Annotated in this window: 26 protein-coding genes and 1 pseudogene; 20 read left to right on the top strand and 7 right to left on the bottom strand. The window is 44.1% G+C overall.

What is annotated here, in order from left to right; all coding sequences use genetic code 11:
* Positions 1-3,797, top strand: a 3,797-nt coding sequence (locus tag V7L05_RS27110; protein ID WP_335168759.1) for a PAS domain-containing protein, incomplete at its 5' end; no start/stop codon positions are given.
* A 228-nt stretch (positions 3,798-4,025) separates the two neighbouring features.
* Here the strand turns inward: V7L05_RS27110 and V7L05_RS27115 are convergent.
* Positions 4,026-4,292, bottom strand: coding sequence for a hypothetical protein (locus tag V7L05_RS27115; protein WP_335168760.1), 267 nt, complete (start codon positions 4,290-4,292; stop codon positions 4,026-4,028).
* Positions 4,293-4,378: 86 nt separating this feature from the next.
* Between V7L05_RS27115 and V7L05_RS27120 the strand changes: the two genes are divergently transcribed.
* The 18 genes and pseudogenes from V7L05_RS27120 (at position 4,379) to V7L05_RS27205 (ending at position 19,010) form a co-directional block, all read left to right on the top strand.
* The gene (locus tag V7L05_RS27120) at positions 4,379-5,008 is read left to right on the top strand and encodes a response regulator transcription factor (RefSeq protein WP_335168762.1); all 630 of its coding nucleotides are present in this window, start codon (positions 4,379-4,381) and stop codon (positions 5,006-5,008) included.
* 382 nt (positions 5,009-5,390) lie between these two features.
* On the top strand, positions 5,391-5,975 hold the full coding sequence (locus V7L05_RS27125) for a DsbA family protein (RefSeq protein WP_442937125.1): 585 nt from the start codon (positions 5,391-5,393) through the stop codon (positions 5,973-5,975).
* A 73-nt stretch (positions 5,976-6,048) separates the two neighbouring features.
* A complete protein-coding gene (locus tag V7L05_RS27130) occupies positions 6,049-6,486 on the top strand; it encodes a cupin domain-containing protein (protein ID WP_335168766.1) in 438 nt (145 codons plus the stop codon).
* Positions 6,487-6,660: 174 nt separating this feature from the next.
* Complete coding sequence (locus V7L05_RS27135; RefSeq protein WP_335168768.1) at positions 6,661-7,050, top strand: DUF302 domain-containing protein; 390 nt, start codon at positions 6,661-6,663, stop codon at positions 7,048-7,050.
* A 130-nt stretch (positions 7,051-7,180) separates the two neighbouring features.
* The gene (locus V7L05_RS27140) at positions 7,181-7,933 is read left to right on the top strand and encodes an SDR family oxidoreductase (protein WP_335168770.1); all 753 of its coding nucleotides are present in this window, start codon (positions 7,181-7,183) and stop codon (positions 7,931-7,933) included.
* An 88-nt stretch (positions 7,934-8,021) separates the two neighbouring features.
* Complete coding sequence (locus tag V7L05_RS27145) at positions 8,022-8,648, top strand: MOSC domain-containing protein (RefSeq protein WP_335168771.1); 627 nt, start codon at positions 8,022-8,024, stop codon at positions 8,646-8,648.
* A 417-nt stretch (positions 8,649-9,065) separates the two neighbouring features.
* Positions 9,066-9,935 carry an alpha/beta fold hydrolase gene (locus tag V7L05_RS27150; protein WP_335168773.1) on the top strand — a complete coding sequence of 290 codons (870 nt, stop codon included), beginning with the start codon at positions 9,066-9,068 and terminating at the stop codon, positions 9,933-9,935.
* A 248-nt stretch (positions 9,936-10,183) separates the two neighbouring features.
* On the top strand, positions 10,184-10,750 hold the full coding sequence (locus V7L05_RS27155; RefSeq protein ID WP_335168775.1) for a ferric reductase-like transmembrane domain-containing protein: 567 nt from the start codon (positions 10,184-10,186) through the stop codon (positions 10,748-10,750).
* Positions 10,751-10,827: 77 nt separating this feature from the next.
* Entirely contained in the window at positions 10,828-11,853 is a 1,026-nt protein-coding gene (locus V7L05_RS27160) for a WD40 repeat domain-containing protein (RefSeq protein WP_335168777.1), read from the top strand.
* Between the two features lie 228 nt (positions 11,854-12,081).
* On the top strand, positions 12,082-13,077 hold the full coding sequence (locus tag V7L05_RS27165; RefSeq protein ID WP_335168778.1) for an alpha/beta hydrolase: 996 nt from the start codon (positions 12,082-12,084) through the stop codon (positions 13,075-13,077).
* An 86-nt stretch (positions 13,078-13,163) separates the two neighbouring features.
* Positions 13,164-13,568: an alpha/beta fold hydrolase gene (locus V7L05_RS27170; RefSeq protein ID WP_335168780.1), complete on the top strand. Its 405-nt coding sequence runs from the start codon at positions 13,164-13,166 to the stop codon at positions 13,566-13,568.
* A gap of 85 nt (positions 13,569-13,653) precedes the next feature.
* A complete protein-coding gene (locus tag V7L05_RS27175) occupies positions 13,654-14,049 on the top strand; it encodes a DUF6130 family protein (protein ID WP_335168782.1) in 396 nt (131 codons plus the stop codon).
* Positions 14,046-14,171, top strand: a pseudogene (locus tag V7L05_RS27180) (SDR family NAD(P)-dependent oxidoreductase); the annotation flags it as partial. The gene V7L05_RS27175 and the pseudogene V7L05_RS27180, both read left to right, overlap by 4 nt.
* A 53-nt stretch (positions 14,172-14,224) precedes the next feature.
* Positions 14,225-14,737: a nuclear transport factor 2 family protein gene (locus V7L05_RS27185; RefSeq protein ID WP_335168784.1), complete on the top strand. Its 513-nt coding sequence runs from the start codon at positions 14,225-14,227 to the stop codon at positions 14,735-14,737.
* Positions 14,738-14,872: 135 nt separating this feature from the next.
* Positions 14,873-16,291 (top strand): mercuric reductase, encoded by a 1,419-nt coding sequence (locus V7L05_RS27190; RefSeq protein ID WP_335168786.1) that lies wholly within the window; start codon positions 14,873-14,875, stop codon positions 16,289-16,291.
* Between the two features lie 55 nt (positions 16,292-16,346).
* Positions 16,347-16,577 (top strand): hypothetical protein, encoded by a 231-nt coding sequence (locus tag V7L05_RS27195; RefSeq protein WP_335168788.1) that lies wholly within the window; start codon positions 16,347-16,349, stop codon positions 16,575-16,577.
* 61 nt (positions 16,578-16,638) lie between these two features.
* Positions 16,639-17,286 (top strand): cysteine hydrolase, encoded by a 648-nt coding sequence (locus V7L05_RS27200; RefSeq protein WP_335168790.1) that lies wholly within the window; start codon positions 16,639-16,641, stop codon positions 17,284-17,286.
* A gap of 155 nt (positions 17,287-17,441) precedes the next feature.
* Positions 17,442-19,010: a GMC family oxidoreductase gene (locus V7L05_RS27205; RefSeq protein ID WP_335168792.1), complete on the top strand. Its 1,569-nt coding sequence runs from the start codon at positions 17,442-17,444 to the stop codon at positions 19,008-19,010.
* Positions 19,011-19,132: 122 nt separating this feature from the next.
* Here the strand turns inward: V7L05_RS27205 and V7L05_RS27210 are convergent, their stop codons facing one another.
* The 4 genes from V7L05_RS27210 to V7L05_RS27225 form a co-directional block, all read right to left on the bottom strand.
* Entirely contained in the window at positions 19,133-19,510 is a 378-nt protein-coding gene (locus tag V7L05_RS27210) for a VOC family protein (protein ID WP_335168794.1), read from the bottom strand.
* 431 nt (positions 19,511-19,941) lie between these two features.
* Positions 19,942-20,289 carry a CopG family transcriptional regulator gene (locus tag V7L05_RS27215; RefSeq protein WP_335168796.1) on the bottom strand — a complete coding sequence of 116 codons (348 nt, stop codon included), beginning with the start codon at positions 20,287-20,289 and terminating at the stop codon, positions 19,942-19,944.
* 122 nt (positions 20,290-20,411) lie between these two features.
* Positions 20,412-20,630 (bottom strand): type II toxin-antitoxin system HicA family toxin, encoded by a 219-nt coding sequence (locus V7L05_RS27220; protein ID WP_335168798.1) that lies wholly within the window; start codon positions 20,628-20,630, stop codon positions 20,412-20,414.
* A complete protein-coding gene (locus V7L05_RS27225) occupies positions 20,631-20,849 on the bottom strand; it encodes a type II toxin-antitoxin system HicB family antitoxin (protein WP_335168799.1) in 219 nt (72 codons plus the stop codon).
* 90 nt (positions 20,850-20,939) lie between these two features.
* On the opposite strand from V7L05_RS27225, the gene V7L05_RS27230 reads away from it, so the two are divergent.
* Positions 20,940-21,137 (top strand): DUF4926 domain-containing protein, encoded by a 198-nt coding sequence (locus tag V7L05_RS27230; protein ID WP_335168800.1) that lies wholly within the window; start codon positions 20,940-20,942, stop codon positions 21,135-21,137.
* A 41-nt stretch (positions 21,138-21,178) separates the two neighbouring features.
* On the opposite strand, the gene V7L05_RS27235 is transcribed toward V7L05_RS27230, so the two are convergent.
* Positions 21,179-21,730: a hypothetical protein gene (locus V7L05_RS27235; RefSeq protein ID WP_335168801.1), complete on the bottom strand. Its 552-nt coding sequence runs from the start codon at positions 21,728-21,730 to the stop codon at positions 21,179-21,181.
* Between the two features lie 66 nt (positions 21,731-21,796).
* Positions 21,797-23,125 (bottom strand): GIY-YIG nuclease family protein, encoded by a 1,329-nt coding sequence (locus tag V7L05_RS27240; RefSeq protein ID WP_335168803.1) that lies wholly within the window; start codon positions 23,123-23,125, stop codon positions 21,797-21,799.
* Between the last annotated feature and the right edge of the window lie 23 nt (positions 23,126-23,148).

Below are 23,148 nucleotides of genomic sequence, written 5' to 3' on the forward strand. Positions count from 1 at the left end.
ATCATGGGATTGAGCTTGTTGCAGATCAATCAGAACGCAATGAAATTGCGAGATTAAATTTAATCGCAGGACAGAAAGCAAAAGCTGCGATCGCCTATAGTATGGCTAAAAAATATTTAGCCACAGCAAGAGTTTGGCTAGCAGCTTCTAGCTGGCAGACAAACTATGACCTGACATTAGATTTATATTTAGAAACAACAGAATTAGCGTACTTGTGTGGCGATTTTGAGCAGGTAGAATGTTGGGTAGCGATCGTTTTACAAGAAGCCAAAACTGTTCTCGACATCGTGAAAGTTTACGAAGTCAAAATTCAAACCTATATCGCGCAGAACCAACTATTAGAAGCAATCAACACTGGATTGCAAGTTTTGCAGCAACTGGGGATCAGTTTTTCCGAAAAGCTGAGTCAGTCAGATATTCAGCTTGAACTAGACACAATCATATCTCGCTTTGACAACAAACCGATCCAAGACTTGATCCAATTGCCAGAAATGGCTAAACCAGAGAAGCTGGCAGCAATGCGAATCCTCTCAAGGATAACGCTCGTTGCCTATCATGCGGCTCCTGATTTGGTGCCTCTACTTGTGTTTAAACAGGTCAACTTGTCAATCCAGTATGGTAATACATTTGTATCTCCCTTTGCCTATGCCAACTTTGGGTTAATTCTTTGTGGAATGGTCGGAAACATTGAGGCTGGCTATGAGTTTGGGCAGCTTGTATTAAGGCTGTTACCCCATCTGAAAATCCATTCACTTAAAGCTAGAACATTGTTCATGGTAACTAACTTCATCATCCACTGGAAAGAGCATATTAGGGAAACATCGAAGCCATTCCTGCAAGCTTATCAAAGTGGTCTGGAAACTGGAGATTTAGAGTTTGCTGCCTATTGTGCTTTCACTTACTGCCTCCAACTTTTTATCGTTGGAAAGGAACTTGTGGAGGTTGAACACGAGATGGCAAAATACTGTGAAGCAATCCATCAAATTAAACAGACAACATCACTCAATTGGACTCAAATATTTCAGCAGTCTGTCTTAAATTTGATGGGATGCTCGGTGAATCCATCCCGTCTCGTTGGCGAATCCTACAATGAGGAGAATAGACTGCCATACCATGAAATAGATGCAGTGATACTCTTTCTGGTACATCTCAACAAACTTATCCTATGTTATCTATTTTCTGAGTATGTTCAGGCATCTGAGAACGCAGCCATAGCCGAAAGTTATGTGATTCGCGTCATTGCAACACCTCTCGTTCCTTTATACTACTTTTATAACTCTCTAGCAAGACTCGCAACATATCCCGAAAGCAGCGCTCAAGCGCAGTCAGAAATCCTCAAAAACGTTGCTGTTAGCCAGGAGAAAATGAAGCAATGGGCATATTATGCGCCAATGAATTATTTGCACAAATATCATTTAGTGCAAGCAGAGACTGCACGAGTTTTGGGTCAGTTGCTTGAGGCAGAAGAATTTTACGAGCAAGCCATTCAAGGGGCTAAAGACAACGACTATTTGCAAGAAGAAGCATTAGCTTATGAATTAGCTGCTAAACATTATCTGGCAAGAGGTAGAGAAAAAATCGCCCAAACTTACATGAAGGAAGCACATTACTGCTATGAACGATGGGGAGCATATGCGAAAGTCAAAGATTTAGAAACTCGCCATCCCCAGCTATTTCCTCAATCGTCGGGCATGGCTTATGCGCCAATCCACAAAACTTCTGGAACCACCTCTAATCACTCACCCATCGCTTTCGATTTAGCAGCAGTGATGAAAGCTTCCCTTGCGATTTCTAGTGAAATTGAACTGGATAAGTTACTTAGTTCCTTAATGAAGATATTAATCGAGAATGCTGGCGCACAAACCGGATTTTTGATTTTGGAAAACTCAGGAAAATGGGTAATTGAAGCGTCTGGTGAACTCAATGAGGGTGAGAATGTCTATACAACACAAGTGTTGCAATCTATCCCAACTGCAAATCATCTACCTGAATCAATTATTAATTATGTGATTCGTACTCATGAATCTGTCATCTTAAATGATGCTACTCGTGAAGGTAATTTTATTAATGAGCTATATATTCAACACAATCAAACTCAATCAATCTTATGTTTGCCTCTGCTCAATCAAGGTAAGCTAGTCGGCGTGTTGTATCTAGAAAATAAATTAGCGGCTGGGGCATTTACACCAGAGCGAGTCTCCTTCGGAGACACTACGCGAACGCAAGTTTTGAATTTGTTATCATCCCAGGCAGCTATTGCGATTAAAAATGCTAAACTCTATTCAAAGCTCCGTGCAAGCGAAAGTAAGATGGCTCAGTTTCTAGAAGCGATTCCAATAGGAATTGGAATCATGGATGCGGTAGGTCGTCCTTACTACTTCAATCAACGGGCAATTCAGCTATTGGGCAAAGGGATAGATCCTTCTGTAACACTGGATCAAATCTCAGAGATTTATGAAATTTATTTAGCAGGAACGGATCAAAAGTATCCAACTGAGAAATTGCCAGTAATGCGGGCGTTGAGCGGCGAACATACTAGGATCGACGATTCAGAAATTCGCCGAAATAACGTAACAATTCCAGTTGAGGCATGGGGAACTCCAGTATTTGATGAGCAGGGCAACGTGGCTTATTCGATTACAGCCGTTCAAGACATCACGGAGCGCAAACAAGCAGAACACCTCTTAGCCAATTACAACCGCACTCTAGAGCAACAGGTAGCTGAACGAACTGCGGCTTTACAAAAAAGCGAAGCCGCACTGCGCGATGTCTACGACGAGCTTCGCTTACGCGAACAAGAATTACGACTAATCACCGACGCTCTACCAGCTCTTATCAGCTATGTAGATACAAATAGGCGCTATCAGTTTGTCAACCGCACTTATGAGGTTTGGTTTAACCTTAGTCGAGATGAGATTTTGGGCAAGTATGTTCATGAACTCCTGGGTGAGACGGTTTATCAACGGGTTGAGCCGTTTATCAATCAAGTGTTTGAAGGGCAAACTGTAACCCTGGAAGCAGAAATTCCCTTTTCACTGGGTAAAAGGTGCATCAGTGGTACCTTGATCCCCGATTGCGATTGCAATGCTCAAGTGAAAGGCTTCTACAGTCTGATCACGGATATTAGTGAACAGCGAAACGCTGCACTACGTGAACGCAAACGAGCCGAACACGCCTCCATTCTGGAAGAACGCAACCGCATGGCGCGAGAAATTCACGATACGCTAGCCCAGTCCTTCACAGGCATTCTGCTCCAAGTCGGAGCGGCAACACAAGTGCTAGCGGACGATATGGAAGCAACCCAGGTACATCTGGAAATGCTGCAAATGATTGATGAACTGGCACGAACAGGGCTTGCTGAGGCGCGTCGATCCGTAGCAGCGCTACGTCCTCATCTCTTGGAAGATGGCAATTTACAAACTGCCCTTCATCGCCTTGTGACTCAAATGAGAGCGGCTGCTGATACAGTCCTGATCTACGAAATCAAAGGCACAGCCTATTCCTTGCCAGCCGAGGTTGAAAATAACTTACTACGAATTGGACAGGAAGCATTAACCAATGCCATAAAATATGCTGATGCTGGCGAAATTCGTGTTGAGTTGGTGTATGACAATGCCCAATGTATCCTGCGCGTTAAAGACGATGGACGGGGCTTTGGGGTTGCTACGATTCCATCTGTAGGCGGATTTGGATTGCTGGGAATGAGCGAGCGGGCAGAACACCTTGGGGCACAACTGACAATTGCGAGTCAACCTGGACAAGGAACAGAAATTGTTGTGATTGTAAATCGAGATTAAAATAATTCTAGGACTTACGCACTGTACAAATTCATCGTGATGTGCGTTAAGGAAAATAGTTTGTTTCAGGCTTTTCTTAATTATCTTTTGGTCGTAAATAGACAATGCTGTAGGGGAAAAGCCATGCTAAACCCCTACGATAATAGATGTGGTTTTTTACGTTATATATATTTCATGTCCGGGCAATTAAGCATAATACCCGGAACCCCACCCCGCCAAAGCTGCGCTTTAGCTCCTCTCCCCGTAGGCGGGGAGGGGTTGGGGGTGGGGTTCTTTTATTATGGATAACTTGGCGGACATGATATAAGCCCTAATTTCTAAGTACAGTTTTGCGTAAAAGCGTAGCGTTTTTAATGCAGGGGAACGCATTGGCATTGCAAAGGAACGCATTGGCATTGCAGGGGGATGCATTGGCATTGCAGAGGAACGCATTGGCATTGCAGAGGAACGCATTGGCATTGTATTGTGATGCATTGGCATTGTAGCGGAACGCATTAACACAGCAATGCAATGCCAAATTTAATTTGCTACGAATTAATCAAATGCTGCACTAAGTTTGTACTTTCAATTTCTTAATAATTATGAGCCAATCAACAACTATTCGGGTTCTAATTGTTGACGATCATTCCATTGTCAGACAAGGATTGGCAACCATCATTAACCGTGATCCAGAGATGACGGTGATTGCTCAAGCAGAAGATGGACAACAGGCGATCGCTCTCTTTCGTGAATACCAACCAGATGTAACGCTAATGGATTTACGAATGCCGCAGATAGCAGGAGTTGAAGCCATTACTGCTATTTGTGCTGAATTTAAAGCGGCTCGAATTGTTGTGCTAACTACCTACGATGGTGATGAAGATATCTATCGTGGATTACAGGCAGGCGCTAAAGGATATTTGCTCAAAGATGCTAAACCTAACGAACTTCTGAGTGCCATTCGCATGATTCATCTCGGTCAGCAGTATATTCCACCAGAAGTTGGGGCAAAACTGGTGCAGAGGATGAGCAATCCAAAACTGAGTGAGCGAGAGCTTGATGTACTGCGTTTAATGGCGCAAGGAATGAGTAATTTAGAAATTAGCACTAGTTTGAGTATCGGTGAAAGCACCGTCAAATCTCACGTTAATCGAATTTTAAGTAAATTGGGAGTGAGCGATCGCACTCAAGCCGTGATTATTGCTGTTAAACGAGGGATTGTCAATTTGTAAGGAAGTTATACTAAAGTTGAAATTCGGATTCCAACTTTAGTTGGAGCCAACCTTCCATTTTTATATGGACTGATTTATCAATCATTCAATTGAGCAAAAGTTTCAACTTTTAGTGGATGACAAGTTAGAGTTAATTGCATATATTTAATTCAGCAAACATTCATAGCAATTTAGTTGCAATATTAGGACTTACGCAAAATATCTCTCAAACTCTGATTTCTCCGTGTCGCGCCAGTTGCTACAACGGGGGGAACCCGCCCAACGCACTGGCTTCTCTGCGCCTCTGCGGTTCGTTATTCCGTAACTCGTGCGTAAGTGCTAAATATCTAAGTTTGCTTTACACGAATAAAGTAGAAAGAGGGTTGTATGTTCAGCACTGGCGATGAGCATACAACCGTCGGAGGTATCAGTGAGCCTTGATCGTGACCGGAGTTCGTTATTTGTCCCACCTTCAACACAAGATCACATAAAAGGTGTGCTGAGTGCGATCGCAGTGCTGGTGATGTATGGGGACTATCAATGTCAAGAAAGTGCGGACGTTTACAGGCTGATTAAAGTCATTGCGCGACAGCTTAGTGTTTCTTTGGGGGAGAATTATTTGTGCTTCATCTTCCGTCATTTTCCACAGATACAGATCCATTCTCATGCTCAACGTGCGGCTGAAGCGGCTGAAGCGGCAGCTGTCCAAGGTCAATTTTGGCAGATGCATGAAATGCTGTTCACTTATCAACAAGAGTTGGGAAACGGCTATCTAGTAGAGTATGCCAATAATCTAGGACTTGATATTTCTCAATTTCTCCAAGATATATCCAAAAAAGTGTACGTTGATCGCATCAATGAAGATATTCAAAGTGGATTATACAGTGGAGTAACGGCTGTCCCAGCACTGTTTATTAATGGAATTCGGTATAGCGATCGCTGGAACATTGAGCAGTTGATGGCAGCTATTGTTACTGCAAATCATTAAGTTTTCTGATTCTTAACCACACAAGCAAAATTACTGCTTATTACGCAAGCAATTAATCAACAGGAGCAATCTGATGGCAGAATCTCTCTGGCTTTTTGGCACTCGCCTCAACATCATTGCCGATCACACCACTACCGGAGGTCAGTACGATCTGATCGAAGGCTACTTCCCTCCCGGCGCACAAACACCCCCCCATCGCCATACGCGCTATTCGGAACAACTCTATGTGCTGGAAGGAGAGTTTACAGTCTGGGCGGGTGAGAATAAAGCTGTGCTGAATGCTGGTGAAAGCTTCCTGATTCCTGCTGGTACACCCCACGTAGTCGCCGCCCTCAGCGATCAGCCAGCCCGTGGGTTGGTCGTCGCTGCGCCAAGCAGCTTTGCTCGGCTAGTCGCAGCAGTTGGTACACTGGATGAGAATGAAACACCTGACATGGCGCTGTTTGAGCGTATTTCCACCGAGATTGGCGACGAAATTCTGGGGCCGCCCGGAGCCTTACCCTCGGCATGAGGGGATGTTGACTCAAGGACAACAATATTGCCGCGAGCGAAACTTTCCTCTCTGACGTTGATCGCATAAACCCTTCTTTATCTAAAGCTAATAGTTAGCAGAAGTCACTGGTTATAGTTCCAAATCTCATAGTCAAATATAGATATCACCGAAACCGTTGAGAAGTTCACCACCATGAATGAAAATAACGGCATCATCAACCAACCCAGCCCGTATTCAGTCCCTGCGACCATTGATCGATTAGAAGCTGTCCTTCAGGCAAAAGGCATCACCATTTTTGCCCGCATTGATCAACAGGCTGAAGCCGAAAGAGTCGGACTAAGCCTACCTCCGACGCAGTTGTTGCTGTTTGGCAACCCCCAAGCCGGAACTCCTTTAATGGTGGCAGAACCGACGATCGCTCTGGATTTACCCCTGAAAGTACTGGCATGGAAAGCGGCTGACAGCAAGGTGTGGCTGAGTTACAACGATCCCAATTACTTAAAACAGCGATTTTCTCTCTCCGATGAGTTGGTTGAGAACATTGCTGTCATTGCACCTTTAATCAATCAAGCACTCCGATAAACAACTGACTCTGCGGATAAATCATGGAGTTGCATCTTTGATCATTTCTTTACTCGTTCCGGTCGGTTATGGATGGGAGACTATATGGTATCGTTCGTCAATACAAAATTCATACAAACGGAGAAATTTTATGGCGGGTAAACTTACAGGTAAGATCGCACTGGTGACGGGTGGTAACAGTGGGATTGGACTTGCGACAGCGCAGAGGTTCGTAAAAGAGGGCGCTTACGTCTTTATCACTGGTCGTCGTCAAAACGAACTTGATGCGGCGGTGAAGAAGATTGGAGAAAATGTCACTGCTGTTCAGGGTGATCTGTCAAATCTTGCAGATATCGATCGCCTGTTCGCCACCATCGAACAAGAGCAAGGACATCTTGATGTGATCTTCGCCAATGCTGGCGGTGGAGAACTCGCCCCACTCGGTTCAATCACCGAAGAACACTTTGACAAAACGTTCAACACTAACGTCAAAGGTTTGCTGTTCACCGTGCAGAAGGCATTGCCTCTGTTGCCAGAGGGTGCTTCCATTATTCTGAACGCCTCCATTACTTCTATCAAAGGCACTCCAGCCTTCAGTGTTTACAGCGCCACCAAAGCCGCCGTGCGATCGTTTGCCCGTAATTGGACACTCGACCTCAAAGAGCGCAAGATCCGGGTTAACGCCATTAGTCCTGGCGTGATTCCTACTCCTGGTTACAATCTCTTGGGACTGAGTGATGAGCAGGTGCAGGAATTCGTGACCAGCCAAGTCAGCACCATCCCGTTGGGAAGAGTAGGCACACCCGATGAGATTGCCAAAGCCGTTGTCTTTCTCGCTTCAGACGACAGCAGCTTTGTGAACGGCATCGAGCTGTTTGTCGATGGTGGTATGGCACAGATTTGAAGTGCTTTAAAAATACCCATCAGCGAATTTAAGATTTTAAATTTTGGATTAAAGATTCAAAATGCCGTCCAAAAGTTTGGAGTTAAAGATGAAACTCATCTCTGTCAACGTCGGACTTCCACGTGAAGTTACCTGGAAAGGGAAAACAGTTAGCACTGGAATTTTCAAAGAGCCAGTTAGCGATCGCGTCATGCTGCGATCGCTTAATTTAGACGGTGATGGACAGGCTGATTTAACCGTTCATGGAGGAGCAGATAAAGCAGTCTATTTATACCCGTTCGAGCATTACGAGTACTGGCGAGGTGAATTGCCTGACACACAACTGCCGCTAGGTATATTTGGTGAAAATTTCACGACCACTGGACTCAGAGAAGAAGAAGTGAACATTGGCGATCGCTTTCGTATCGGCAATGTCACGTTAATGGTCACACAACCTCGCCTACCCTGCTACAAACTGGGGATTCGCTTTGGAAGACCTGATATGGTTAAACGATTTCTCGCAAGTCGTCGAACCGGATTTTACTTCCGTGTTTTGCAAGAAGGTGAAGTCGGAGTCGGAGACACTCTAGAGTTAGTGAGCCGGGATGATCACAACATCACGGTTGCCGATATCACTCAACTTTATGTGCGTGAGCAAGACAATCCAGAGTTACTTCACCGCGCTGCTCAACTTGAAGCCTTACCCGAAAGTTGGCGCGACTATTTCCAGAAGTAAGTAGGTAAGGGCAATCGGTCAGTAGACCTTTTGACCGAATTTTAAATTTTGGATTTTGGATTTTGGATTGAATATTCCATTTCACCTTCACCTATATAGGTATAGGAATCATATTTGATTTTTGAAATTATTTGCGTAGACAGGGAGTAGGGAGTGGGGAGTGGGGAGTGCAGAAGAAGCCTTTTCGGGGTGTACTGATTTTTTTTCAAAAATCAAATACTAGTCCTATATGTCAATACAGTTCAGTTAAGGATTTCTTCCTTCTCTTTCCTCTCTTCCTTTGCGACGGCAGTCGCTACAACGGGGGGAACCCCCGCAACGCGCTGCCTCTCCTTTGCGTCCTTTGCGGTTCGTTAAAAAAATTGACTTTGACAAAGAGTTAAGCCTTCTATATGTAACCTTACAAAGAGTAAAGTCATGACCACATTTCGCACGGTTTCCATCGATGGTTTAGATATCTTTTATCGAGAAGCTGGTTCCCGCAATAATCCGACAATTTTGCTGTTGCACGGCTTCCCGACCTCATCTCACATGTTCCGCAATCTGATATCTGCCCTTAGCGATCGCTTCCATCTGGTTGCACCCGATTATCCGGGTTACGGCAATAGTTCAATGCCAACTGTGAATGAGTTTGATTACACGTTTGATCACCTAGCCGAGATCGTGGAGAAATTTATTACCGCGATCGATCTCAAGAAATATAGCCTTTACGTCATGGATTATGGCGCTCCCATTGGCTATCGGATTGCGGCTAAATATCCAGAGCGAGTGGAAGCACTCATCGTCCAAAATGGGAATGCCTACGATGAAGGTCTGCGCGAATTTTGGAACCCGATCAAGGCGTACTGGCAAGACCGTTCGCCTGAGAATGCGGACAAGCTCAAACACCTTGTCACCCTGGAAGCTACAAAGTGGCAGTATACCAACGGCGTTCGCAATCTGGAAGCGATCAGCCCTGATACCTGGAATATGGATCAACTCTTCCTCGATCGCCCCGGCAACGATGAGATTCAGCTGGCGCTGTTGTATAGCTATGGCACTAATCCACCATTATATCCGCAATGGCAGGAGTATTTCCGCAAACATCAACCACCCACCCTGATTGTTTGGGGTCAGAACGACTACATCTTCCCTGCCGACGGTGCTTATCCCTACAAGCGCGACCTGAAAGACGTTGAATTTCATTTACTCGATACCGGACATTTTGCCCTGGAAGAGGAAGGAGATGCGATCACAAACTATATCGCTCAATTTCTCACGTCACGCCTGCAAACCATCCCTGTCTAATCAATCGAAAGTTTGAGCGACTGTAAAACGCCAAAATTTCGCTGACAACTGATGTTGAGTAATCAAAATCATGCCAACCTACTTTGATCTCGATTTTGATCTAGATAGGAATGGCACTAAGAAAAGCTCTAAGCTATGCTCCGTAATTATTACAGGCATTTGGTTCTGAGTCATTCATCTATGCTGTACCTAAAAAAGCTGCGGTAACATTTAAGTGGCTTTTATTGAAAAATTAAGGAAGACTGGTCATGGCAGCAATCGATACAGCACCCTTAGAAAACAGCCTGGGATTTCTAGCTTTAGGAGCTTATATTCTCACTTTAATGCCCACGAATCTCAGAATCATTTTTCCTGAAACTAAACAAGCGAAGCTTCCCAAATGGCTGTTAAAATATCGACGACTTATCGGTATTCTGGCTTTCTGTTTGGCTTTGCTTCACGCTTTCCTCTTAGTGAAAAAGAGAGACCTTGATTTTTTAGATCCCAATACCTATTGGATTTATATCCAAGGTGTATCTACCTTTATAATTTTTACCCTATTGGCAATTACTTCTAATGACTGGAGTGTCAAAAGACTGAAAAAAAATTGGAAGCGATTACATACCCTGACTTACTTAGCTATGTTCCTGCTCACTTGGCACGTTTGGGACAAAATGTTAGAGCATTGGAGCTATTTAACCCCGATTGGGCTAGTAGGGATTGTCACGACAACCCTTTTATTTCTGATGGGACGCTGGATTGAACATCGGAATAAACAACAAAAAGCGAAAGGAAAAGCGTTCTCATCTCAAATTCCAGAAAAAATTACTCTATAGTACCGCTAGTCTCCGACACCATTACGCAGTGGGTGCAAGTCAGATTATTCTCCGACTCGCACAAGGAATGTCCTGTTATGAGATCGAAACAAATTATGTGGAAATCTTCAGCAGCATTGGCAATCAGCACCCTAACGATCTTGGTTGGTAGTAGTAGTTGTGCTAGCTTATTGTCTTCCTTCCGAAGGAAGAGTGTTGCTAATATCTCTGTTGCAACCACTCAACCCTTACGTTCTGTCCAAGGAAATTCAACTTGGGTTTACGCGATCGCAATCAGCCCTGATGGACGCTTCCTCGCCAGTGGCAGTTACGATAAAAAAATTAAAATTTGGGATCTGCCTAGTAACACCTTACTTTATACTTTAGAAGGACACGGCGATGCAGTAGTCAGCCTTGCCATCAGTCCAGATAGCAAGCTGCTCGCTAGTGGCAGTTGGGATAACCGGATTAAACTCTGGAATTTAGAGACGGGGCAACTGCTTCGGACCCTAGATGGCCATACAGATGATGTAGAAGCCGTTGCCATCAGCCCCAACGGAAAGTGGTTAGCCAGTGGTAGTGCTGACACAACCATCCGCATCTGGAACGTGCAGACTGGCGTACAAGTTCATCAGTTATCGAATGGAAAGTGGGTAAGAACTGTTGCTTTTAGTCCAGATGGGCAGACCTTAGCTAGTGGGAATGAGGGTGGTACACTCAAAATTTGGCGGCTCATGGATGGTGCTGTTCTAAAAACCCTGAATGCTCATTCACAAGCCGTGCGCTCAGTGGCTTTTAGCCCTGATGGACGGACTTTAGCGAGTGGCAGTGCTGATCGGACAGTCAAACTCTGGCACATGCCCACTGGTAAATTGTTGCACTCCCTAATTGGACATGATGGAGTTGTGTGGTCAGTGGCTTTCAGCCCCGATGGCAAGAGATTAGCTAGTGGTAGCAATGATAGCACTATCAAGTTATGGGGGTTGCCTTCAGGCAAACTCTTGGAGAATTTGATCGGGCATGAGCGAGGCGTGCGGTCAGTAGTTTTCAGACCGGATGGAAACATGATAGCCAGCAGCAGTGCCGACAAAACCATCAAACTCTGGTCTCTTCCTAAAGAGTGACAAGAAGCTTTCAGAAAGTAAACAAATCTATAAGGAGGAAATCTGAGAAATGAATGTTTATTAACACTACACCCTACCCCCAACACCCTGCCCAGACGAGGTTTCACGTTTTCTTAGTGCCATTCGATCTAGATAGTGGATAATTGCCATTCCACGATCGCGCCAGCAGGTGGTTTAACAGTACCACTTCAACAGATCATTCACCCTTATCAACAAAAGGAGACCATTATGGTTAGTCAAGTAAAATCGCCAGCAGTAAAAGTTTTGGAAGTCGCAGATGATCCGCGTCTTTCTACAGGAGTGAAGGCATTTTTGAAATTGCTGAATTCAGGAGGTGTGGGTTTAGAGACGTTAACTCCACTCGAAGCGCGTCAAGTACTCGTGGATGCACAGGCTGCCGTTGAAGTTGATCTTTCAGGCATTGACGAGTCTGAGAAGACAATTACTGCTGACGGTTATCCAATCACGCTCAATATCGTGCGACCAGCAGGTGTTCAAGGCATATTGCCTGTTTTCATCTTTATTCATGGCGGCGGTTGGGTACTCGGTGATTATCCAACACACAAGCGGATGGTTCGCGATCTCGTCGTGCTTTCAGGTTTTGCGGCTGTCTTTGTCAACTACACTCGCACTCCAGACGCTCAGTACCCACAGGCGATCAATGAGATTTATGCTGCGACCAAATGGGTTGCCGAGCATGGTGAGGAGATTGGGGTGGATGGCAAGAATCTGGCAGTCGTTGGCAACAGTGTCGGCGGTAACATGACAACTGTCACTGCTTTGAAGGCGAAAGAAAAAGGAGGACCACACATCAAGTTGCAAATCCTGATGTGGCCCATTGTAGATGCTGATTTTGAAACGAATTCTTATCACCAATTTGGCGATCAGCGTTTTCTGACTGTACCAACGATGAAGTGGATGTATGACATGTACATCGCTGACCCAGAAAAGCGTAAAGACATCTATGCTTCTCCCCTACAGGCGACGGTTGAGCAACTCAAAGGCTTGCCTCCAGCGTTACTTGTGGTTGCAGAGAGCGATATCTTGCATGACGAGGGCACAGCCTATGGACGCAAGCTCGATGAAGCTGGGGTCGAGGTGACAACTGTGCAGTACAACGGCATGATTCATGACTTCGGACTATTGAATGGTTTAGCCGAATTGCCAGAAACCCGTTCTCTGTTTGTTCAAGCTGCTGCCGAACTGAAGAAACATCTGCAATAGGATGCGATCAATGTTTTTGGGGAAGGGAAAAGACGCTCTTCCATCGCTTTCCTGCTTACCGAGTTAGCGTAGGGGAAAAGGGGAATATGCTCGGCGGTTGCCTTCAGCACAGTGCTTTGTGCAATCGCCTCATTAATCAATCCTTTGACGAAGCAACGCTCGATCAACACGCCAGCGCCTTCGACAACCCCGATTATGTGGAGGTCGTGATTCATTCCTACCGCCATCGCCTTGGACTTGCTGCCGGCTATCCCATGTATGAGGAATTTGAGCAGCGACTCGCCGCGCAACCGACCATTACGGTGCCGACGATCACGCTGGACGGGGACGCAGATGGTGTCGTGCCAGCAACCGATGGAAAATCGACGGCAGCGAAGTTTAGCGGCGAACGTCAGCATCGGGTCATTCCAAACGTCGGTCATAACCTGCCCCAGGAAGATCCTAAAGCATTCGCAACTGCGGTCTGGGAACTCGCATCAAAGAAACGTTAATGGCTTTTCTGGAGCGATGACTCTGCGCCGTTTCACCTTCAAATGGATCGTTATATTATAAACTACTCTCAGGTACTTACCTGCTATGAACACTCACACACCGAGCGCTAGGGACATTATCGGACCATCACCCTTGATTGCGATCGAAAACGAAGCACCACCCAAGCTGATTGTTGATCCACCGCTTCCCGAACCGCTAGCACAGGGACGCGTCTTCATCCAGTATCGGACGGAGAACCTGCGTGTGTTGCCAGTGTTTGGCAAAGATGCCCTCGAAGTATCGCCGCGCATTGGCCATATCCACGTCACCGTCGACGATGCGCCGTGGCACTTTGTCGATACTAGCGGCGAAACGTTGATCCTGGTCGGACTGGAACCTGGCCCGCACAAAGTGCTGATTGAACTAGCCGACCCCACGCACAAAGTAATCACCAGTGAAACGGTAAGTTTCACAGTCCCCGATCCTAAGAAACCATCATGAAAAAACTAGACGGAAAAATCGCAGTTGTGACGGGGGCATCTAAAGGAATTGGTGCTTCAATTGCCAAATATCTGGCAGCCGAAGGTGCAGCAGTGGTCGTGAATTACGCCTCTAGTAAAGAAGCAGATTAAAACTGCTGTAAATATGGTCTAGCGCATGTTCATACAGAATTGGTATGAGACGATCGCCATTTTACCACTTCCATACTATGAACAACCCCGAAAATCCTCGACTACCCCTGCCGCCTTTCGATCATGAATCCGCCATCCAAAAAGTCCGAATCGCAGAGGATGCTTGGAACACACGTAACCCTGAACTAGTATCACTCGCTTACACGTCGGATAGCGTTTGGCGCAACCGCTCAGAATTTCTATCTGGTCGTGAGGCGATCGTCCAGTTCTTGACACGTAAGTGGCTTAAAGAATTGGACTACCGTCTGATTAAAGAGCTTTGGGCTTTTCGGGACAACCGAATTGCTGTCCGGTTTGCTTACGAATGGCATGATGATTCCGGCAACTGGTTCCGTTCCTACGGCAATGAGAATTGGGAGTTTGACGAACATGGATTTATGCGGTGGCGTATTGCCAGCATCAACGACCTGCCAATTCACCAGAGCAATCGCAAATATCACTGGATACTTGGTCGTCGTCCCGATGATCATCCCGGATTGTCCAACCTCAATCTTTGAGAATTGGATTGCGCTTGGGCAAGCATCTTGAGTTACCCTCGCCAAATGCGCGATCGCTAAAACCCTCTTCAGAAGCCAGTCTTTTTTGAAGTTCATAACACCTTCTAGACATCGTATTCATCAAACTCAAAGGAGATGGAAGTGAACACCCAATACGACGACGACATTATTATCGGCGGCGGTAAAGCGGGTAAAACACTTGCACCAGCGCTGGTCGCTGACGGACGTAAAACCGCTCTAGTTGAACGCAGTTTAAACATGATTGGTGGCGGGTGCATTAATATTGCCTGCATTCCTACTAAAACTATGGTGGCGAGTGCCAATGTCGCAAACACAGTGCGAAACAGTGCCGCTTATGGTGTTAAAGCCAATACACCCATCGTTAATTTAGCAGAGGTGATCCAACGAAAACGATCAGTTGTGCAATCTGCGCGTGAAATGAACTTGCACAATTTAGAAACGGCTCTGGATAACAACTTGATCACTGGCGAAGCAAGGTTTGTTGCTCCCAAAACGATCACAGTAACGACAACTGAGGGGAATAATCGCTTACTTACCGCCGAACGCTTATTTATTAATACAGGCACACGACCGTTAATTCCATCCATTCCCGGACTCACAGAAGTTGAGTTTTTAACCAGTGAGTCGATTATGGAGCTAGAACATCTGCCTGAACACCTGATCGTTCTCGGTAGTGGCTACATTGGTTTGGAGTTTGCCCAGATGTTTCGGCGCTTTGGCTGTCGCGTCACCCTGATTGGGCAAAGTAACCAAATCCTATCACAGCAAGATCCAGATATAGCGATCGCGGTTCAAAGGCTACTGGAAGGAGACGGGATTGAATTCTTACTGAAGACGAAGGTGTTAAGGGTCGATGGCGCTGGTAATGAAACCATCCTGCAAATCCAAGTCGCTGATCGGCAAATGAGCCTCCAGGGGTCGCATTTGCTCGTAGCCGTTGGTCGTGCGCCCAACACCGATAGCTTAAATTTAGCTGCTGCTGGTGTAGCAACCGATACACGCGGATTTATTCAAGTCAACGATCGCCTGGAGACGAACATACCCGGTATTTGGGCGTTAGGCGATATCAATGGCGGTCCGCAATACACCCATGTGTCCCTCGACGATTATCGCATTGTCAAAGCGAATCTGATTGATGGGGGCGATTCTCCAAAGGAGAGGCTACGCCAACGTAGTACAGGCGATAGGCTGGTTCCATCCTGTCTGTTTATTGATCCAGAACTGGCTCATGTAGGTTTGACCGAAACCGAAGCACGGCAACAAGGGTATGCTATCCGAGTGGCGAAGTTGGATGCGTCAGCCATTCCCAGAGCGAAAACACTTGGTCAAACCGATGGACTACTGAAGGCGATCGTGGATACCGAGACAAGTCGTATTCTAGGGTGTTCTCTCTTGTGTCATGAAGCGGGTGAAGTGATTTCGACGGTGCAGATGGTGATGCAAGCTCAGATGCCCTACACCGTTCTGCGCGATGGTGTTTTGACTCATCCCACGATGACCGAAGGGTTAAATATGCTGTTTTCAAAGTTGTAAGGAGGCAGCAAGTGCAGACCCAACGACTTACCAACTACCAATGAGCAGTTGAATTATGCAGTCTAATTCCCAGGAAAAATCTACCCGCCTGATCGCTTTTGCGGTCAGTCATGACTGTGAAAAAGCACGATGGGTATTAGAAAGGCTAAGTATTCCTCTTGGCGAAGAGCGTCATGTGCCGGGTTTTCATTGGCTTATTACTCTTCCCAATGGCGAAAAATCAGTGCGATTGCTATTAGGAGTTACGAAAAACTACTGCTGGAGAATTCGTGCTGCGTTTATTTAGAGAGGAAAGGCAAAATAGTTATCGCTTAAGTAGCCCGGTTCAAGCATGAAGGAGAAAAACCATGAACATCAACAAGAATGATACCGCAGTAGTCGTCATCGATCCGCAAAACGATGTCTTGAGTGAAAAAGGGGTTTCCTGGGATTTGGTGGGTGACAGTGTTAAGGATAACAACACCGTGGAGAACATCGAGCGAGTCTTCAAAGCCGCGAAGCAGAACGGCTTTGAGGTTTTCATTTCCCCCCATTATTACTACCCCACCGACTATGGATGGAAATTTGCCGGAACCCTGGAGCAGATGATGCTTGAGGTTAAGGAGTTTGTTCGCAGTGGACCATTAAGCCTCGATGGATTCCTGGGATCGGGTGCTGACTGGCTCGATCGCTACAAGCCCTTCATTGAGGATGGTAAGACGATCGTGGCCAGTCCCCACAAAGTCTATGGACCGCAAAGCAACGACCTCGTTTTACAACTGCGTAAACGCAACATCAGCAAAGTCATTCTGCTGGGAATGCTGGCAAATCTTTGTGTTGAAACTCACCTACGCGAATTACTCGAACAGGGATTCGAGGTGGTCGTCATCAAGGATGCAACGGCTGCCCCTCGGCATCCCGATCTGGGCGACGGCTACAAGGCAGCACTGATCAACTTTCGGTATATTGCCAATGGCGTTCTCTCTACAGATGAGGTTGTAAAAGCAATGGAGTAACGGTTTCGCAACCTGTTTCGGATGGCTCTTGCAAACTCAACAACCACAGCACTCATCATCATGAAAAAACTAGCAGGAAAATCAGCAGGCTCAACATCTTGGTTAACGGGGAGGTATCAGCGTGTTGAAATCAAACAATCGCAAAGGAGGATGTCATGACTGAATATGACTACATTGTAATTGGTGCCGGTTCGGCAGGCTGCGTTGTCGCCAACCGTTTGACAGAAGACAGTGAAACAACTGTGTTATTACTCGAAGCTGGCAACCCAGATACTAAACCGGAGATTCAAATCCCCTCGAAATGCCTCAGCTTACTAGGCTCCGAAGTGGACTGGGCATACTTCTCTGAGCCAGAACCATACCTGAGCGATCGCAAAATGTTTTGTTCCCGTGGGAAAGTCCTGGGGGGCAGCAGTTCGATTAATTTCATGATGTATGTCCGAGGCAATCCTCACAATTATGACCACTGGCAGGCACTAGGGAATCCCGGCTGGAGCTACCAGGATGTTTTGCCCTATTTCAAGAAATCTCAGCATCAGCAACGCGGTGTCTCCGAATACCACGGAGTTGATGGGGAGTTGAGCGTCACCGATATCAGTTCCCCTGCTGTAGTATCTCAACGTTTTGTAGATGCCTGTGTAGCAATGGGATATGACTACAATTCTGATTTCAACGGTAAACAGCAGTCAGGAGCGGGGTTCTATCAGTTGACGGTTAAGGATGGTAAACGGCACAGTGCTGCTGCTGCCTTCTTACTGCCCATTCTCAAGCGTCCCAATTTGACTATAACGACAGGTGCATTAGTGACTCGGTTGCTGTTTGAGGGTATCCGGGCTGTTGGGGTGGAATATCTGCACGAGGGTATGCAGCACCAGGTCAGAGTCAACCAGGAAGTGATTTTAAGTGCCGGTGCATTTGATTCGCCGAAGCTGCTGCTGCTTTCGGGCATTGGTGATGCAGAACACCTGCAAGCAATGGGGATTTCTGTAGTCGCTGATTTGCCGGGTGTCGGTCAAAATCTCCAAGACCACATTCTCGTTACTGTAGTTCAACAGACCGCTCAAGATGTACATCCTGCGATCGCCAGTAATGGGATCGAAGCCGGATTGTTTTTGCATAGTCAGGGCAATTTGGAGGCTGCACCAGATTTACAGTTCTTCTTTGGTCCGATTATATTCGCACCTCCTGGTTATGCCCACCCTGATTCGGGATTCACGGGTGCAGTCAGTTTGACTTGTCTCCAAAACATTGGTAGTGTCAGTTTGCAATCGCTTGACCCCAAAGATCCACCGATGTTGCGGATGAACTATCTGCAAAGTCAATCTGATGTGCAAAAGCTGGTTGAGGGAGTTAAACTGATCCGCCAATTGTTTCAAACCAGTGCCTTTGATGAGTTTCGCGGTGAGGAAATCGCTCCGGGTGTTAACATTCAGAGTGATGATGCGATCGCAGCTTACATCCGGGACGCTTGCAGTACTGTTTGGCATCCGGTCGGCACTTGCAAAATGGGGACTGACCGAATGGCGGTAGTAGACCCGGAATTACGGGTACATGGGGTTGAGGGGTTGCGTGTCGTCGATGCGTCAATTATGCCAACAATCACCACGGGAAATACGAATGCACCCACTATTATGATCGGCGAAAAAGCAGCCGATTTAATTAAAGCGAATGGCACTCGACAAACTCTTTTCACCAAGTATAACGTCCAAAATCTCAGGGTTTGAATAATTAGATTCGCGGGCATCATGGCGCAGTTTGCGATTTGTTCTATGGCATCGCGTGTGAACGGTAGAAGCAGCAACATGAATTTAGTTGCTGCCTAATCCCCGATTTCAGCAGCTAATGGTTAAGACTGCGGATTCTGCCGAAGCCCCAACAAGTTTCCGTCAATATCCTTGAAAACAGATAATTGCACTCCATGACCGACATCTGTAATTGGCCCAACTTCAACTCCTTTTTCAATAAGGCTTTGACGAGCAGTAACTATATCGTTTACAACAAAGGTACTAACAGTACTACCTGGTTCAACTGAGTTACTTAAGTTCAGTCCAATTGCAACGCGCTCAATATCAGGGAGACTAAACTGCCTCCAGCTAGGAGTGTCATATTTTTGTTCAGGAACTAATCCGAGCTTGGACTTGTACCACTGGACACTAGCTTCCAGATTCGTAACGTCTACTTTAGTGACAAAACTATATTCACCAAAGCTGTTTTTCAATGTCATAATTTACTGTGTTAATCCAAAACTTTTACAATTATAGATATTTTGAACCTTTTTGATCATTAAAATTCAAGCCGCTACCCATCTATGCACTTCCTCAAAGTACTTGACGATTGAAATCGCGGCGATACAAACAAAACCTGTCTTTATTTTCAGAACGCTACACAAACGCAGGTTTCAAAATTAGGAATACCTTTAAGTAATCGGACAAAAATATTTAAAGTCATTATATTTATTCAAATTTGATTACCATAATTAACTTCTTAATTGAGGAAATTTTTCGGGATTACCCTATTATAGAATAATTTTAAACCTGAGTAAGGTGATTGGTGAAGTCGAAATATGTGCATTCGTATTCATCAATTGCTTTTGCTATGTTTATAAGTCAAGTAAATAGTTCACAAATAATTGCGTAGACGCAAAGCGGCTTGTCGTCAGACATCGCTTACAGTCCGACTTGAATATATTTCATCAACAATTTGTTCTGCGGTGCGTGTATCTTCCCACGTTCCAAAGGTTTCTATAAATGTGTCTAGTGGATGCGGTTTTGGCTGCTGCTCAGATGAGAGAATGATTTCATTCGCTATCAATTGATTTGCTTCTGGGACTCCTAATTTTTTGGTTTCCTCTTTAGCTATAACCATAATTTGCATCAAGGTTATAGCCTGACGCAAAACATCACTTTTATTTGTGCCTATTTTCTTTGCTAGTTCGTCTAATATCTGATTTAGTTCAGGTGACAAATCTAAGTTTAAGCGAACCATCCTTTGAGAGTCAGTCATGGTTGCATCCTTGTGTAAAATCTTAAGTACATTATAGTTGGCTGAGGCTGTAAGATTAACAGCGATGATTCAAGAATTTCATAGGGTTATTCTGACTAATATAATGATGGTTGTCTCTGAGTTCATTTGTTTTTGAGGAATTCATCAACTGTAATTCCTGCCTGTCGAATCAAACTTATAAGTAACCCAGGTGCTAATTCCCAATCATCGGAAATTGATAAAGTTGGTTTTGATTCACACCAAAGTATCATGTGGCTTCCCGTTTGGTGATCTAATACATAACCAAATTTTTCAAAAATCTTCAGAGCTTCCTTACCGGAGATATTTGATAAACGTCCCATTTATACTACAACTTCCCCGATAAACACTTGCGACTCCTTAACAATATAAGATTTGCCATGTTTAGCTTGAACGTGGAGATATCCCGTAATGGCATCTTTAATATTTTTAATTGCCTCATCTAGTGTTTTGCCTTGACTCACACAGCCTGGAAGTTCAGGAACCTCAGCAACATAGCCTTCATATTCTGCATCAAAGGTAAAAATTACTTGAAATTTCATAATAAATTAATCTTGGATAGTTGAGGTCTAGAATAAATATAACGCTCAAAAAGAGTTTGTTACTTCATACCCACTAAAACGGAGAGAACAATGATTCAAGAACTTGATAGGGTTATTCTAACTAGTGATCTTCCAGAATATAGTTTAGAACAGGGTGATATAGGCACAGTTGTTTTAGTACATCAGGGTGGCAAAGGATATGAGGTTGAATTTGTCATATTAGATGGGAAAACTGTGGCAGTTGTTTCACTCCACAGCATACAAATACGTCCCATTGGTAGAAAATAAATTGCGCGATCGCAGCTAATAAATTAATCCTATATTGATGGCTAATTAATTACAACAGAAGACGTAATCAACGATGATAAGAAAGTAATTATTTCTTGGATTAATGGATGTCGTTGTAGTATCCTAATTTCTTCATCATTTATATTGCTAAATATTCTAGCGTTTATTTCTTGATTATTACCAAATACTGTCTCTAAAAACTCTTTAGGTTTACTTTGAGATAACTGCCATTCTAAATCATTAAATTGGCGTTGTGCTATTTTCTCAATTAATGATTTATTTTGGAGAAATACAATTTCTAATTGGGGAACTCCAAGAAATACTTGAAAGGGAATTCCAGATGATACTTGCCTTAAGACATAATTAATTAAATCACGTTTTTCAAATATTTGAGATTCGTTATCTGTGTCTGCATCTAAGACAAGAGCAACAGGTGTTTTATGAGCAGCAAGAAGTGAAGTACCTAAAGAACGCGCTCTGTAAGAACTTTCACCTGCGATAAATTTGATATCTTGACTCAGATGTTTCGGCAGTAATTTCTGTAAAATTTCTATATCTTTATTACTTTTTGTAATCATGTATGCTAATGTCATGAAAAAATCTCCGTCTTAGAAGTTGGGAATATGAATCATTATATTGTTGGCTTTGCTCAACTCAATCTACTTACTATTATTGGTTTTAAGCAGCGAAGATATAGAATTAGATTGTAGCCATACAAGTAGTTTTATACTTCCTTTGTCATGGTGAGTTGATATATACTCACCCTTTAAAATTTGTTCTAGAACTTGACTATTAAACCTTGACTTGTCTTTCATTAGGTCTTCAAACATAGCTAGTGGAAATAATATACTCTCAACTTCTACATCATCTTCACTAAACCTAATCATCTCAAATCTAAATTTATAACCAGACCATCTGATAGTAGGTAGTCTATCAACTGAATTTTTGGTATTTTCTATTATTCTGTTATACTCAGGACTAGGATTTTTCTGATTGTGCATTATCCACCAGTAAACATTGTGTCTAACAAAATGCTTTCCATTGTCGTTAGTACATACTTCTATTTCTATATCATCCACATAAACAAACTGACGAGTCATTATTCTAACTTCACCTTCAGCCATTGGTTCTAATTCCTCCCAAGGTTCAACTTCAACTTTATTTTTGTAATTACTATTTAAAGGTTGATTTTTATAAACATTTTCTACTGGAATAGGATCATCTTCTAATGCTTCTAAACCTGATGTATTCTCATCGTTTTCTTCTTTTTTATCTAAAATTAATTCTAGCTGTTCCCCACTAAATGCCATAAGTTCTATTCCAGCTAGAGTCCGACGGTTTGAATGTTCCATGAAGTAAACTAAACTATCAAATGGAGATAAATCTATTCTTAAACCGTTGTATTCAGTCTCCCAAAAACCGAATTTACCTAAAGATTTAGGATAAGTTTTGTATTCTTTCCACTTTAGCGAACTAGCCTTTTTATTAATGTTTTTTAATGCAGTTCTAATACTTCCAGAAAATCCTTTCATCCCATAAACAGGATATACTAAATATATTGTTGGTGGTTCTCCATCTGATATTGGATCAAAACCAACTATCATAACATTAAACTTGGCTAGCTGCTGAAGACTTTGCTGTAAAGCAGTTTCGGTTGGAGTTATTTTTCTAATTGGTACTACTACTTTAGACCAATTAAGGGGTGGTTTGTATAACTTGATAAACTCATTTTCGAGATTTGATAGATTTCCTATATCACTACTACAAGTAAACCAACTAATACTAAGGGTATTTTTTCGATTAAATCTTTTTAGCTGATTAAATCTATGATGTGCTTTCCATCTTTCAACTAAATTAAGAGTTCTACCTATATAAATAATCTGACCTTTACTGTCAAATACAAAGTAAATAGCTGCACAATTAGGAAGACGATCTTTGTCAAGTAAATAAACTGATGGTAGTTCAGATATCTGGATGTTTTCTAGCAAAATTAGACACCCATAAATAAAAG

The sequence above is a fragment of the Nostoc sp. genome (assembly GCF_036917755.1).
In the GTDB taxonomy this organism is placed as follows: Bacteria; Cyanobacteriota; Cyanobacteriia; order Cyanobacteriales; family Nostocaceae; genus Nostoc.